The organism is Actinopolymorpha sp. B11F2 (genome assembly GCF_040195635.1).
In the GTDB taxonomy this organism is placed as follows: domain Bacteria; phylum Actinomycetota; class Actinomycetes; order Propionibacteriales; family Actinopolymorphaceae; genus Thermasporomyces.
Genome location: NZ_JBEFTX010000040.1, coordinates 1 through 13,947, shown reverse-complemented (window position 1 = coordinate 13,947; position 13,947 = coordinate 1). Strand labels below are relative to the sequence as shown.

Sequence of the window (13,947 nt, the reverse complement as noted above, 5' to 3'; positions counted from 1 at the left end):
CTGGACCTTGCATCCGGCCAGATGTTCTTCCGGTTCCGCGACCGCAAACGGTGGACCGAGTTCCTCGGCTTCTTAAAGCAGCTACGCAGGCGGTTCCCGTCCGGGAAGCTGTACCTGATCGTGGACAGCCGAGTTCACTCACGTGCGGTACTTCACCCTCGACGGCAGCGACTACCCCAGCCACACCGCCCAAGAGACCGCGATCGCCCGATACATCCGATGGACCAACCAGCGAGCCCACCCGAAGACAAAGTTCGCCATCGGCTCCAAGATCCGCCAGCCCGATTACCTACCCAACGTTGCTTGACGAGGCACTAGGTCGCCGCTGGTCCTGCGGGCACGAAGGTGGCCTTGAGCATCGCCGCCAGATGGGTGCCGTAGGCCTTGCGCGACCATCGCCTGTCGACGGTCAACCGCTCGGTCACGTCCCATGACATCAGGGTCCACAGCATGTCGGCGGCCGTCTTCGGTGTCCACGGGGCGGCCAGTTGGTGTTCCGCATCGAGCCAATCAGCGAGTCGTCGGCAGCTGGTGAGCCAGTTACGCATGGTGAGCTGCCACAGTGCAGCGGCGTCCTCGTCGGTGCTCCGGGCACGCTCGATGGCCCGGCTGATCGCCAGGATCCGGGGGTGCGACCTGGCGATGTGGTGCGCCCACTCCTCCAGTGCGCTGACGGCGTCCTCGCGGTTCCAGACCTTCGCCAACGAGACGGACAGGTCTTCGGACTCGCCAAGACGCCGGTAGAGCGCAGTCAGCAGCTCCGAGCGGGACGGGAAGTGGAGGTAGAGGGCGCGGGGGGAGACCCCGGCCCGCCTGGCCACCGCGTCCAACGTCATCACGTCGAACCCGTCCTCCTCGATCAGCGTCCTTGCGGCCTCGAGCAGGGCCTCGCGTGTGCGTCGACTCCGCGCGTTCTGCGGCACGCCGATCGATGGCGCCATGACTTCTCCAGACGTTTCTACAGTAGATATGCACTTCGGACTTGATTCTACTGCATAGCCGCTGTAGTTTCAGAAGTGCAGTCGTAATGTAGTTAACGTAGAGGTCCTGAGCACCTCCCAGACGCAGGTGGACCTCCTCTCGACCCGGTTGTGTCTCCGCTGAAACCACTTGAAGGGTGACGATGAACCACGAGCTTCAATGGCTGATGCAGGCCAAAATGGATGAACGGCGCCGCGAAGCGGACCGCGCGCGCCTCAGCCGCGTAGCGCGGGAGAGTCGTGGACCGGGGTGGTGGCGCCGCCTCGGCCGCCGTGCGGGCCTCGTATGGATCGCCAGACGCAGTAGTGGTCCTGCCGCACGGGCGGCAGCAGGCAGTCGTAGAACGCCGCTCGCGGTGCGCTCAGAGGGCTGCGGAGATGTCTAGCCGGGCTGCCGCACCGCCGGCCGCGCCAACCCATGACAACCGTTGGTGGCTCGTGGTCGCGGTCGGTCTGGCGGTCTTCATGGCGATGCTCGACATGACCATCGTGGGTATCGCGCTTCCCAACATCGGGGCCGAGTTCGGTGCCTCCCCCGACGCCCTTGCCTGGGCGCTACTGGGGTACCTCCTGCCGCTCGTCGGCCTGACGCTGCCGGCCGGCCGCTGGCTAGACCGAGTGGGGAAGCGTTCGGCACTGGTCGCCTCCACCGGCGGATTCGTCCTTGCCAGTGTCGCCGCCGGACTGTCTCCGAACATCGGCTGGCTGGTGGGCGCCCGCGTCGTGCAGGGCTGCTGCGCCGCGGTGCTTTTCGCGCTGGGCCCCGCGATAGCCGCGGCGGCTGTGCGCCCGGAGGCGCGCGGCCGCGCGTTCAGCCTGGTGGCTACCGTCGGGCCGTTGGGTGGAGTCACCGGTCCGGCGCTCGGTGGACTACTGGTCGACGGTCTCGGCTGGCCGTGGACGTTCTACATCAACCTGCCGGTGGGCCTGGCCGTGATTGGTATCGGCCTGGCGCAGCTCCCCGCAGAGGGAGTCCTGCGCTGGCCGGAGCGCGGTCTCATCGCCGAGGCAGCGCTCCTGAGTGTCGCGGCGCTGACGCTCCTGGGCGGGATGTCCCTAGGGGCCAGCCGGGGAGTCGGCTGGCTGCTGCTCACGGTGGTGGCGATCCCGCCGGCCTGTGCTTGGCAACGCTCGACCGGGGGCCGCCACGTGCGCCGGCTGCTGCAGCTACCTGGGGTGTGGCATCCGCACGCCGCGCTGCTGACCCAGGCGACCTCTGCTGGCGTCGTGGTATTCCTCATCCCGTTCTATCTGCAGGGCACGCTCGATCTCTCCGCGACCACGACCGGGCTGACGATCCTGGCCTTCCCGCTGGCGGCACTGCTCTTTGGTCCCGCCGGCGGAGTACTCGCCGACTGCTGGAGTGCGCGCGGCACGGCGCTGATCGGTGTCTCGCTCTTCGCCCTCGGCATCGTGGCGACCGTGCCGCTTAGCCCCGCTTGGACGGTCGCGGACCTGGCTTGGCGGCTCGCGCTCATCGGCGCCGGCGCGGGACTGTTCAGCGGCCCGAACCAGGCCGTCGCGATGTCAGCAGCTCCTCGAATGCTCCATGCCACCACCGGGGCGACCACCAGCCTGGCCCGACAGCTCGGCTTTTCTCTCGGGCCGGCGTTGGCCACCACCGCATGGGCGGTGGCCGGCTACTCCACATTCGGCATGCGCACAGCGATGGCGGTGGCCACGGGAGCCGGGTGCATTGCGCTCCTCACCCTCGCCCGAGGGGCCTGGAGCCCACGGCCAGCAAAGCTCACACACGCACACTTTTAAAGAATGAAGGGAAACGCATCATGCGAAACCACGTCAACGTAGCAGTGATCTACTACAGCGCGACCGGCACCGTTTACGCCCTGGCGCAGGCGGCCGCCGAGGGCGCCGAAAAGGCCGGGGCCGAAACGCGGCTGCGCCGAGTCGCCGAACTCGCCCCCGCACATGCAGTGGCCAGCAATCCGGACTGGCAGGCACACCAGGAGCGAACCGCCGACATCGCCGAGGCCACCCTCGAGGATCTGGAGTGGGCTGACGCGGTGCTCTTCGGGACACCAACCCGCTACGGCACCATGGCCAGCCAGCTCAAGCAGTTCATCGACACCACCGGACCGCTGTGGCAACAGGGCAAGCTCGCCGACAAGGTGTACGGCGCGTTCACCGCCACAGGAACTCAGCACGGCGGTCAAGAGAGCACCCTGCTGTCCCTGGCCAACGTGTTCTACCACTGGGGCGGCATCCTGGTCCCGCCTGGCTACACCGACCCCGTTCAGTTCCAGGTCGGCAACCCCTACGGCGCCTCATTCGTCGCCGACCAAAGGCAGCTCCCCGACTCCGACCACCTCGGGGCCGCCAGCTTCCAAGCACGGCGCGCCGTCGATGTCGCCGGCCATCTCATGGAGGGCCGCCGAAGCGCTCTGGCGGCGCAGGAGGCGGGGAGATGACCAGCTTGCGCAACTCATTCGACAAGGGCACCGGCGGCTGCTGTCCGAGGAGGGAGCGGCGCGGGCTGTCGACAACCCGAACATCAGCCGAAGCGAGTTCGTCCTGCCTCCGCGCGGGCCGAAAGCCACAACCAGTACCCGCTACCTGAGACCAAGGAGCATGCGATGCACGTGATGATCCGCCGGTACCAGATGACCGGCACCATGGAGGACCTGATCAAGAGGGTCGACGCCCTATTCGCACGGCAACTCTCCGGCGCCGACCGGTCGACAACCTCCGCACCAGTCCAGGTGCCCAGCGGGATCTTGGGCTACCAGGCCGTACAGACCGGCGAAGACACCTTGCTCACCATCACCACCTTTTCCTCCGAGCGTCATCTCCAGAAAGCGCAGGAAGGCGCCGCGGCGATCCGCGCCAGCCTGACCGACTTCCTAGTGGAGGAGATCGAGACCTTCGCCGGTGAGGTCAAGATCAACCGGATCAACGAGCAGTTGCTGACCCCGGTGGGCCCGCACGATGACGACACGTAGCCACCCTGTACTAACGGGCGACCCGCCCGGACATCTGTTCTTCCCCGCACCAGAGGAAGAACAAGCCATCACCTGGCATGTCTTTCACCGTCGCGCCGAGCTACTCCTGGCCGTGGCGGATCGACTCACGCCCGGCGGGTCCGCAAGGAAGAACCTGAGGAGTCTCCATGAACAACCTGTACTTAGGCATCACGCTTCTGGCGATCGGCGCCAACGGCTTCTCGGGCATCGCCGCCCTCCTGCATTTCAAGCCGATCGTCCCCGGCATGGTCAAGGCGGGAGTGCCGCAGTCCTGGCTCACCTTCCCTATCGGCACTTTGAAGACGGCCGGCGCGCTCGGCCTCCTGATTGGCCTGATCGGCGTGCCCATGGTTGGGTCGGCCGCGGCTGTCGGGCTGATCTTGTTCTTCGTCTGCGCGGTCTACACCCACCTGCTCGCCAACGACTACTCCCCGCAGTTCGGGCTTGCGATCGGGTTCCTGCTGGTCGCGATCGCCGCCCTGCTCGTCGACCTCCCAGTCTGACGGCCGGTGGGGTGGCCTGCCGCCTGGAGCCATTGCCAGGTGTCGGCCACCGTTTCGTGGACCGGCCGAACGTCGACCCCTCGGCGTGAGCGGCAGAGACGTCCCCCATGGAAGCCTGCCATCTCACCCGAGGCGGCACCCAGATCGGCAAGTCGATCCAGCCCGAGACCCTGGCAGCCTCGACGGACTCCGGGGGGATGTCTTCTGTCACCAGGCACAGCCTGCCAGGTCCGATTCGCCGCCGCCCTCACCGTACTTCGGCACTCACCCCGACCCGCCGACCAGGCACCAGTTCGGCCCTCGGACCCGACGACGTCGTTGCAGACTCAACGGCTGCCCTTACGGAGAAGACCGTCCACACATGCGGCTGTTGTGTGTACGTTTTCCTCCGTTCCGTGACTTTGGCTCTGGCGGACGCGGCGGGTGCAAGGTGCGTTTGAGGGTGTTGCGCAGCACCTCTGCGGGCGCCTCCTCGCGCCTGAGCGTGGACATGGAGTCCAGCGGCGGGCCGCCCGCGGTCGCCGGGGCCGCAAGCTGGCCGTGCATAGTCCACGAATCGCGCAGGCCGTTCGGGTCAGACGCTCATCGTCCATCCTCCATCCTCCAGTGGGGACGATCCAAGCTGCCGTGCCGGCGGCGGTCCGGGAGACGCGACGCCTCAGAGCCGCGCGCGACCGTTCGTCGTGGCATGGTTCGTGGCATGAACTGCCGTCGACCGGTGTCGAACGGTGGGGCTGGTGGGCGAGTCGGTGGGGGTGAAGTTGCTGGTGGAGGGCTTGTTGGGTGTTGGCGGCAGTTCTCGTAATGCGTAGGTCGTGGGTTCGATTCCCACAGGCGGCTCCCACGTTTCGCCAGGTCAGGCAGTACAAGGCGGCGGGGAAAGGAATCGAGCGGTCCCGTATGTCCGAGTGGGCGGTGCGAGATTGTGCGTCGCTCATCGGCTACTCGATGTGCTGCACATGACTGGCGTCTTTGGGGCCGACGGCACCTGCCCGTGGACTTCTGCCGATGTCTCGATCGGGAGCTCCGCTGGTCGTGTCTACTTCCTCGACCAAGACGAATTCGCGTTGCACCTCGACCAATGCCGCGAGTGTCTTCCTGCTCCCTTTGGGTGTGAGACGAACACGTCGTGGCCGCGTGCCCGGCCAGCGTCGATGACCCCGGCGCGACGTCCGTTCGGCGTCGTCGTGGGGTCCGGTCCTCACGCCTCGGTTTCCGCCTCTGCGAGTGTGAGGGGGCTGATCTCCTCCCGCAGCCGGCTCAGCCGCGTGTAGGCGGTGTCCCGGAAGGATGCGACGCGGTCCGCCTGCTCCTCCTCGAACCGGAAGAAGCCCTGCCGCGACTTCAGGCCGTAGCGACCCTCGTCGACCATTTTGTCGAGGAGATCCGGGGTCCCGATCCGCTCTCCGTAGGCACGCTCCATCGTGGCGAAGCCGTCGCGGTAGACGTCCAGGCCCGCGATGTCGGCGATCGCGAACGGCCCGAAGAACGGGAGCCGGAAGCCGAAGGAGTTCCTGACGACCTCGTCGATCTCCGACACACCGGCCACGCCCTCATCGAGGACCCGGATGGCCTCGCGCAGCAGCGCGTACTGCAGCCGGTTCGCGACGAAGCCCGGCGAGTCGGCCACCACGGTCGGCACCTTGCCGAGAAGCTGCATCAGGTCCTCCGCAGCGGCGACCGTGTCCGGGTCGGTTCCATCCGTGGCGATGAGCTCCACGCAAGGGACGAAGGGCGCCGGATTCATCCAGTGAACTCCAAGGAACCGCTCGACCCCGGTCACGCTGGCAGCCAGCTTCCCGATCGGGATGGCCGAGGTGTTGGTGCCGATGAGCGCTTTGGCCGGCGCATGCTCGCAGATCTGGCGCAGTACGGGGTCCTTGACGGCAATCCGCTCCGGCACCGCCTCCGCGACGTACACTGCTCCGGCAACCGCGTCGGCCAACGACGTCGCCGCGCGCAGGTTGTCCCGGACCGCCTCGTCGGCCCCGGCGGGGAACAGACCCTCGGCGACGTACCTGTCGGCGTCGGCGTGCAGTGCCGCGACGAGCTCGGCAGTCCGCTTCGGCGAGGCGTCTGCGACGGCGGTCGGGAAGCCGTGGGCGGCGAACGTCTGGGCGATGCCTCCGCCCATGTAGCCGCCGCCGACCACGGCGACGGGCGCACCTGCTGGGATCATCACGTCCTCGCTCTCGTACCGCCGTCAGAAGCCAACCGCGTCGCGGCCCTTGAGCTGCAGGAGCTGGCGCGCCTCGTCGGGCGTCGCGATCTCGAGGTTGAGCGCCTCGAGGATGGCCCGGATCCGCTCGACCTGCGCCGCGTTGCTCTCGGCGAGCTGGCCGGGGCCGATCCACAGCGAGTCCTCCAGGCCGACCCGGACGTGCGACCCCATCGCGGCGCCAATGGTGGCCAGCCTCATCTGGTTGCGGCCCGCGCCCAGGATCGACCACTGGTAGTCGTCGCCGAAGAGCCGGTCGGCCGTGCGGTGCACGTGCATCAGGTCCTCCGGGTCCGCCCCGATGCCCCCGAGTAGGCCGAACACCGACTGTACGAAGAGCGGGCCCTTGGCGAGCCCGCGGTCGCGGAAGTGCGTCAGGTTGTAGAGGTGCGAGATGTCGTAGCACTCGAACTCGAAGCGGGTGCCGTTGTCGCTGCCGCGGGTGAGGATGGCCTCGATGTCGGCGAAGGTGTTCTTGAATACCAGGTCGCGGCTCTTCTCGAGGCCCTCGCGCTCCCACTCGAACTCGAACTCGGTGAAGCGGTCGAGCATCGGGTAGAGACCGAAGTTCATCGAGCCCATGTTGAGCGAGGCCAGCTCGGGCTTGAATTCCATCGCCGGGCGCATCCGCTCAGCGACGGTCATGTGCGGCGAGCCGCCCGTCGTCAGGTTGACCACCGCGTCGGTGTTGCGCTTGAGCGACTCCAGGATCGGCACGAAGTGCTCCGGATCCTGGGAGGGACGGCCGTCTCGGGGGTCGCGGGCGTGCAGGTGGACCACTGCGGCGCCGGCCTCGGCGGCACCGATGGCGGCCTCGGCGATCTCCTGCGGCGAGACCGGGAGGTACTTCGACATCGAGGGTGTATGGATCGCTCCGGTGACGGCGCTGGTGATGATGACCTTGTGCTTCCGCGGGTTCATCTCGGACACGTCCTGTTCTCCAATGCGTTCTTGGGCGCCGGAGCGTACACCCACGCTCGAGGGGTCAGCGAGGGATAGAACGCGTTCGCCATACCCTGAACCCGAGTCGTTCGTACGCCTGCCTGCTCCATACCCACTCAGCGATCACACGGCGATAACCAGCAGCCCTGAGCATCCGACACGCAGCCCCGATCGCGGCAGTTGCAATACCACGTCCACGGTGGCGCCCAGCAATGACGAGCGCTGCCAGTGCTGCATCAGCCCTCGACTCTCGTGCCTCCGGTTCGTACTCCAACAGCACTGCACCCACCAGCTGATCCCTCTCGTAGATGCCGCACACAACAGTCCCTACCGCCGGCGACTCGTAGTACTGGAGAAAGTTCCCATGCTCCGAAGAGACCAGGGCCAGTACCGCTGCGCGGCTGCCTGGTCCGACCTCCAGCAGCTCGACCTCGGGACCACCAGGAACAACGTGGTCGTCAACCCTCAGGATCATGTCGGTTACCTCAGGCACGCTCCAAACCTAGGCCTCCGCGCGGTGACAAGCCATCCAACAGTGGGAAGTCACCGCGTCCGCTCCCGACCAGTCTCCGGCCTCCACACCACGCGTCGACGTGCTTTGGCGTCGTCGCTGCGCGACCTTCGACCGTTGACCCGCTCCGCTTCGGCCTACAGTCTGATGCGAGGAGGACGGTGGGAGTGGTTGACGAGTGGCCTACCGGCCACCCAGCCCGACCAGGACGGTATAGGACACTGGGTCGCCGGTACGCGGTGCGATCCTGGCCTCCCGTGAACATGTCAGCGCAGGCGAGGTCCTCGGTTGACGGAGGTGGTGGCGACGACTGCCGATGCGTGGAAGCCGGCTCGGTTCGCAACGAAGGAGTTGTCGAGGCGGACGTTCGTCGACTTCGAAGCGTTCCACAACAGCGTCCATAGCTGCGGTTGCATGCTTTATCCGCGCGGCCGCCACCTCTCGCCGGCGGCGGTCACAGCGGAGAAACGGGCGGAGCTTCTCGGCACACCAGACCGTTCCAAGAAGAAGTTTCCGCACCACGAATGGCAGATGGCGCGGAACCTTGCCGAGATGAAGGAGTTGGTCTGGGCCGGGAAGGCACACGGAATCCTGGTGTACGCGGACAAGGAGCCGGTCGGCTGGTGCCAGTACGGACGCGCCGAAGAGCTGCCGATCGAACAGAACGAAAAGACGCCGCCGAACAGGATCGCACGGGATCCCACGTCCGCGTGGCGCATCACCTGCCTCACCACACGCCGGGATTTCCGGGGGCAAGGGGTGGCGACCAGGGCGTTGACTGCGGCTGTGGAGGCGATCCGGAAGAAGGGCGGCGGCTGGATCGAGGCAACGCCGGTCGCGTACCCATATTCCAATCGTGAATGGCGCAAGATCAAACGGACCTACGGCGTCCGCTCCGAGGAGATGAAGGAGTACCTGAAGACCTGGCCGGAGATGCGCATCCCGGGCGTCGGCACCGTCAAGGCCTCGCTCACTACAAGCCAGACAGCCGACCACCGTGGTGTGATGGCCATGTTCGAGAGGCTCGGGTTCAAACCGACGCAGCGCGATGGGCACGGCAGCTCGCCGAACTGGTGGAGTCCCTACGACCTGGTGGTCATGCGCCTGAAGGTCTGACCGGGTGCGCACGAAGTACCCACTCGTACTGCGTCGCGCGACCTGACCCAGCAGCATCTCCGCTGCGGGGAGCAGTGGAATCCGCCTGCCGTGAATTGCTTCACATGCAATTCAGCCCCTCGTGAGGCTGGCCTTGCGAGATTCGCCGGATGGTCGACGTCTCCCGGTCACCGGATGCCCGCGGCCCGGGACCCTCAGCAGGAGTCAGCACCGAACGATGCGGATGGACCGGCCGCATAGTGAGGGGGAAGACGCCGAACTGTTGTGCGTCAACTTTCTGGCAGATGTTGATCTTGCCTTGGGCTAGCAGCGGTGATCATCTGCGGGCGGAGATCAGGTAGCGCTCGTCAGTGATCTCTCGGCCCCAGTAGATGCGCTCAGGCATGTGTGTGAGCGTCATGGTCGAGACACGTTCTTCGAGTAGCTCGCTCAGGAACGTTGCGTGTATGCCACCTCCTGCGTTGATGCCTTCGATGAGGACCAGGTGGCCGCTGGGGGTGAGGAGTTGTATCCAGTGGTCGAGGGCGTCGGCTGGGTCTGGCATTGCCCAGAGGACGTGGCGGGCGAGGACGACATCGAACTGTCCCGGCGGCAATTGGGGCTTGGAGGCGTCTCCGACGACGAAGTCCACGTCGATGCCGCGGTTCGTGGCCTTGTCGCGTGCACGGTCGACCATTGCTGGAGACAGGTCGAGCCCGGTCACTCGGTGGCCAAGTGCGGCGAGTAGAACGGCAAGGGTCCCCGTGCCCGATCCGAGGTCAGCGATTCTGGTCGGGTTGGATCCGATGACCTTGACGAGGAGTTCCTGCCACGCCCTGCGAATGTGGGGGTCGAGGAGGCCGTGATCTCGTTCGTCATCGTAGGTGGGCGCCTGCTGATCCCAGAGTTGGCGTGTTTCGTCGAGGGTCATGCGAGTTCCTTCCGTGGCGTGGGTGCTTGGGTCGAGTCTGGGGAGATCGCCGCTGCGGCCTGCCTGCGCAGAAACGTTGTGACTGTCGTCTAAGCTGACGACAGTCACAACACTATTTCTGGGAGGGTGACTGGTCAAGTGCTGTTCGACAGTCACATCGCGACGCTGCTCGGGGTCGCCGTCGATCTGGTCAATGTGTTGACCGATGGCTCTGCGGGCGGTCGGTCATACACGGCGCCGGAGCGAGAAGGGCGCCCGCGTGTCATCGCAGACATCCTGCAGGCGGAAAGCAGGTGGCCCGTAGGGCGCGCGGTCACCCAGGAAGAGGCCGACTATCTGGCCGAGACCGCTGGAGCGATGCGGGCCATCTTCGACGCCGTCAATCGGGGCGAGATCGGACACGCGGCGAGCGTGCTGAATCGTCTCCTGATGTCAACCGGTGCGCGCCCACAGCTGGATCAACTGGACCGCGAACCGTGGCAGGTCCATTTCCACGGCTCGGAAGACTCCTTGGCGATCGGCTGGAGTGCCGGTTGCGCTACAGCACTTGCCTTTGCGGTCGGCAGCGACTTGGCGGGAAGGCTCGGCGTCTGCAACGCCGACCTCTGCGACCGCGTCTACATCGACAGCTCGCGCAACGCCGCCCGCCGCTTCTGCTCCACCGCGTGTCAGAACCGTACGAAGGCAGCAGCGTTCCGGGCGCGACACGCAGGCCGCAGATAACTTGAGCAACCCACGAGATTCGCTACCTACGACGTTCACCGAAGCCCGATGTCTCAGCGCTGCGGTCGTCGAGACACGCCTGTCGGGGCGTCGGCGCGTAGAGGTCTTCGTACGTGATGTCGCCGAAGGCACGGTGCAGACACCGTAAGCGACTTTCGCAGAGTGGTCAGCCACACGGACCGACGGTGCCAGACCGTGGCGCTCATAGGATGCCGGAGTGCTCACCATTACCTACCTTGTCGGACCGCCAGCCAGTGGGAAACTCACCATCGGGCTGGAGCTGTCAGCCATGACCGGAGCAGCCCTGATCGACAACCATCTCATCAATGACCCAATCTTCCTGGCGTACGGTGCCGACGGGCGTACTCCGCTGCCTGAGTGGATTTGGGATCTTGTTGCACAGGTCCGCGAAGCGACAATGACGGCAGTGTCGCGAGCCACCAAGACGACGAGCCACATCTTTACCAACTACTTGAGCGACGATCCGTCCGAGGGGCAAGTGGAGGCGGGCACGGTCATCGGCTACGTCGGGGCCACGGGCAACACCACCGGGCCACACCTCCACCTGGAGGTCAGACGCGGCGGTGAGGGGCTCGACGCGACGATCGACCCCGCCGGCTGGCTGGCGAGCAAGGGCCTGCGGCCCTGACGTGACGACGAAGTGCCGGGGCGGCTTGAGCGACCTCACCGCCCTCGGCCAGCACGCAGTCCGCCTGGTCCCATCAGTTCTGAGTTTGGAGATACTTCGCGACTCTCGCGCTCAGCTCGTCGATGGAGGACACACTCCACTGGGAGAGGGGATCCTCACCGCCCTCCTCCGCCAACGGCGAAAGCATTTCGTTGTTGTATTCGAAGATCATTCCTTGTGCGTCCGGGCTGGTCAGGTTCGCCCCCATCGGTAAACCACGACCTTCGTTTTCAGTCGGATAATCGTTTTCTTCCGCGTGAGTCGTATTGTGAAGGAAGAGCAATGTCCGGGTGCCCTCGGGTATCGCGTCCCTCCACTGCTCCAAGGAAACGGACGGGTTACCGTCGGCATCGTATGAGCCCTGCGGGATCTCAACATTGACCCGGCCATCATGGATATCACCGGGATCTCCGGCCCTGAGCGTTTCACTGACCCGTACCCGCAGCACCAAATAGGGCTGTACACGTGTCGAACCCTCCGGAGGACTGTAATCGCGGCCCTGCTCAATTTCCTCGACCGCGCCGACGACAATCACCTCTGGATCATTCTGTTCGATCAACTCTTCCGGCGAGTCGGCGGGCACCATGTCGAAGCTCCCGAGCGCATACCCGAGAACTGAAAGCTTCGGGCCATGGGCGGGTTCAACCTCCCGAACGTCCACCGAGCTACACCCGACAAGAAACAGAAGCCCCAGCATCGCCACGACATGCTTAACTTGCATAGCGATATCCTTCCTCGCACGAGGGTCTACTAGAGCCAACCAGCCCGGGTTTAGCTGAGTTAGCGACTAGCTGGCTATCCATGCCCGAACCACCACTCAATGTGATCGCCGTAGTAGGTACCCATATGGTGTGATTCGTAAGTCCTGGTCCACTCGAATCCGCTGACGAACACACCGTTTCTCATGCAGTCATGACCACTTAGGCCCGAGGGCACAGGGCCGTCACTGGAGTAGTGAACCAGGCCAGCGCGTGGCCGAGCTCGTGGCAGGCGGTTTTGCGATACTGCCTTTCTTCTTCATCCGTTAACGATTTAATCTTGTCAGAATCGATCGTTTATCCAGAATTGATTGCACTGGTTGTAGGTATTTCGATCCTCGCAGACCGTCCGCCCCATCGCGCCGCCATAAGCGGCGAGGCTCTCCTTTCTCCATCGTTTATCGACATCGGCACTGCAGGCGCCGGCATTATATGCGTCGACATACGCCGACTAAAGTTCCAGGTTTACTTCTGCATTCACTACCTCGATGTACAACGGGCCGCCGGGAGACATATCACTCTCCATGCAGTAGTGAAAATAGTCGCCGCGATCAGGTGGACCTCCATAGGGTTCGACGTACCAATTCCATCGACTGTCAGCTGAAGCAGGAGCCACTCCGAAGCTGGCTACAGCGACCAGGAGTACAAGAACTCCGAGCCAAATTCTTCTTCGGCCCATGAATTCGTAGGGAAGAGCTGGGCGAGCTTGACAACGCCAGAACTGCGATAGCACTTGGATACCATAGAGACGCCCCCACCATTGGCACTGAAGGGCGTTCAATGTCCGCCCATCAGTCGAAATTCATTCTGACGGCACTGCCAACCAGGCGACCAAAGGTTAGCCTAATAGGCAACTTAACGCTAGCGTCGGCACGTTAGAAGCGGTCCAAGATCGGTCACCTGAAACTTTCCATTGGGAAGCCCATTGCCGCACAACCGCGGGGACCGCAGCTCATTATCGGACGGGCGGAAGCCGGCCCACACGCCGAAGACGCCGCAGGCGTCCTTGGGTCGGTGGTCGTCGGGATCGAGGTGGCGGGGGCGGGCCCCGGAGAGCGGAGCTGTTTGGGGGCTGATAGCACCACTGTAGAAGAGCGATCCATCGCCACGCACCGGCACGTCGTCGAGTCTAATCAGACCCCCCGCAGTGGCCCACGTCGCGGTCTCGGCGAAACGCCGGTGGACCGCGCGCCGCCGCCGTCCGCCGGGACACAGTTCCGCCGGGACACCATCTGCCGGGCCGCCGCCTGTCGGGACAGCGCGGGCGGATCATAGGGGGTGGTGGCGTTTTTGACTCTCCCAGTTCCATGATCGATCATGCGTCAACCATGGCGGTCATGTGCGTGAAGTGGCACCACTTCTGACGCGTGCTCCGGTCGGATGGCCGTCGTGCCGTAGCCGCGGCGATGGCCGCACGGACAGGCGCAACCTTGAGTCGGGGCCACCCTCGGTACGCGCAAGTGCCCACAGCACGGATGAGGAAGCGACTTAGCCCGGATCCACCGATGAGGTCGGCCGGATGAGCGTGCCGTTGAGCGCGAATGCCCTTGCGTGGTGGGAAGATCGGACTTGCTGAAGGTCGATCTGAGCCATCACGAAGGGCATCCGCAAGGTGCA

14 protein-coding genes are annotated in these 13,947 nt (G+C 65.1%); 8 read left to right on the top strand and 6 right to left on the bottom strand.

Features of this window, described 5'->3' with window-relative positions; all coding sequences use genetic code 11:
* Window positions 1–142: 142 nt before the first annotated feature.
* The gene (locus tag ABN034_RS33910; RefSeq protein ID WP_349695048.1) at window positions 143–307 is read left to right on the top strand and encodes a hypothetical protein; all 165 of its coding nucleotides are present in this window, start codon (window positions 143–145) and stop codon (window positions 305–307) included.
* A 7-nt stretch (window positions 308–314) separates the two neighbouring features.
* Here ABN034_RS33910 and ABN034_RS33905 read toward each other — a convergent pair whose 3' ends face one another.
* Window positions 315–941, bottom strand: a complete 627-nt coding sequence (locus tag ABN034_RS33905) for a TetR/AcrR family transcriptional regulator (RefSeq protein ID WP_349695047.1) — start codon at window positions 939–941, stop codon at window positions 315–317.
* A 417-nt stretch (window positions 942–1,358) separates the two neighbouring features.
* Between ABN034_RS33905 and ABN034_RS33900 the strand changes: the two genes are divergently transcribed.
* The 4 genes from ABN034_RS33900 (at window position 1,359) to ABN034_RS33885 (ending at window position 4,464) form a co-directional block, all read left to right on the top strand.
* Window positions 1,359–2,747 (top strand): MFS transporter, encoded by a 1,389-nt coding sequence (locus ABN034_RS33900; RefSeq protein WP_349695046.1) that lies wholly within the window; start codon window positions 1,359–1,361, stop codon window positions 2,745–2,747.
* A 20-nt stretch (window positions 2,748–2,767) separates the two neighbouring features.
* Window positions 2,768–3,409 carry an NAD(P)H:quinone oxidoreductase gene (wrbA, locus tag ABN034_RS33895; RefSeq protein ID WP_349695045.1) on the top strand — a complete coding sequence of 214 codons (642 nt, stop codon included), beginning with the start codon at window positions 2,768–2,770 and terminating at the stop codon, window positions 3,407–3,409.
* A 165-nt stretch (window positions 3,410–3,574) separates the two neighbouring features.
* Window positions 3,575–3,940 carry a hypothetical protein gene (locus tag ABN034_RS33890; protein WP_349695044.1) on the top strand — a complete coding sequence of 122 codons (366 nt, stop codon included), beginning with the start codon at window positions 3,575–3,577 and terminating at the stop codon, window positions 3,938–3,940.
* Between the two features lie 167 nt (window positions 3,941–4,107).
* Window positions 4,108–4,464: a DoxX family protein gene (locus ABN034_RS33885; protein WP_349695043.1), complete on the top strand. Its 357-nt coding sequence runs from the start codon at window positions 4,108–4,110 to the stop codon at window positions 4,462–4,464.
* 1,201 nt (window positions 4,465–5,665) lie between these two features.
* On the opposite strand, the gene ABN034_RS33880 is transcribed toward ABN034_RS33885, so the two are convergent.
* From ABN034_RS33880 to ABN034_RS33870, 3 genes are all read right to left on the bottom strand, one after another.
* A complete protein-coding gene (locus tag ABN034_RS33880) occupies window positions 5,666–6,643 on the bottom strand; it encodes a 3-hydroxyacyl-CoA dehydrogenase family protein (RefSeq protein WP_349695042.1) in 978 nt (325 codons plus the stop codon).
* A 24-nt stretch (window positions 6,644–6,667) separates the two neighbouring features.
* Window positions 6,668–7,603 carry a 3,5-dioxohexanoate:acetyl-CoA acetone transferase gene (gene kce, locus ABN034_RS33875; protein WP_349695041.1) on the bottom strand — a complete coding sequence of 312 codons (936 nt, stop codon included), beginning with the start codon at window positions 7,601–7,603 and terminating at the stop codon, window positions 6,668–6,670.
* 64 nt (window positions 7,604–7,667) lie between these two features.
* Complete coding sequence (locus ABN034_RS33870; RefSeq protein WP_349695040.1) at window positions 7,668–8,117, bottom strand: GNAT family N-acetyltransferase; 450 nt, start codon at window positions 8,115–8,117, stop codon at window positions 7,668–7,670.
* 315 nt (window positions 8,118–8,432) lie between these two features.
* Between ABN034_RS33870 and ABN034_RS33865 the strand changes: the two genes are divergently transcribed.
* Window positions 8,433–9,251 carry a GNAT family N-acetyltransferase gene (locus ABN034_RS33865; RefSeq protein ID WP_349695049.1) on the top strand — a complete coding sequence of 273 codons (819 nt, stop codon included), beginning with the start codon at window positions 8,433–8,435 and terminating at the stop codon, window positions 9,249–9,251.
* A gap of 316 nt (window positions 9,252–9,567) precedes the next feature.
* Here the strand turns inward: ABN034_RS33865 and ABN034_RS33860 are convergent, their stop codons facing one another.
* Window positions 9,568–10,161, bottom strand: a complete 594-nt coding sequence (locus ABN034_RS33860; protein WP_349695039.1) for a class I SAM-dependent methyltransferase — start codon at window positions 10,159–10,161, stop codon at window positions 9,568–9,570.
* A 138-nt stretch (window positions 10,162–10,299) separates the two neighbouring features.
* Between ABN034_RS33860 and ABN034_RS33855 the strand changes: the two genes are divergently transcribed.
* Window positions 10,300–10,884: a CGNR zinc finger domain-containing protein gene (locus ABN034_RS33855; protein ID WP_349695038.1), complete on the top strand. Its 585-nt coding sequence runs from the start codon at window positions 10,300–10,302 to the stop codon at window positions 10,882–10,884.
* 217 nt (window positions 10,885–11,101) lie between these two features.
* Complete coding sequence (locus ABN034_RS33850; RefSeq protein ID WP_349695037.1) at window positions 11,102–11,533, top strand: M23 family metallopeptidase; 432 nt, start codon at window positions 11,102–11,104, stop codon at window positions 11,531–11,533.
* A 73-nt stretch (window positions 11,534–11,606) separates the two neighbouring features.
* Here the strand turns inward: ABN034_RS33850 and ABN034_RS33845 are convergent, their stop codons facing one another.
* Window positions 11,607–12,293, bottom strand: coding sequence for a hypothetical protein (locus ABN034_RS33845; RefSeq protein ID WP_349695036.1), 687 nt, complete (start codon window positions 12,291–12,293; stop codon window positions 11,607–11,609).
* Between the last annotated feature and the right edge of the window lie 1,654 nt (window positions 12,294–13,947).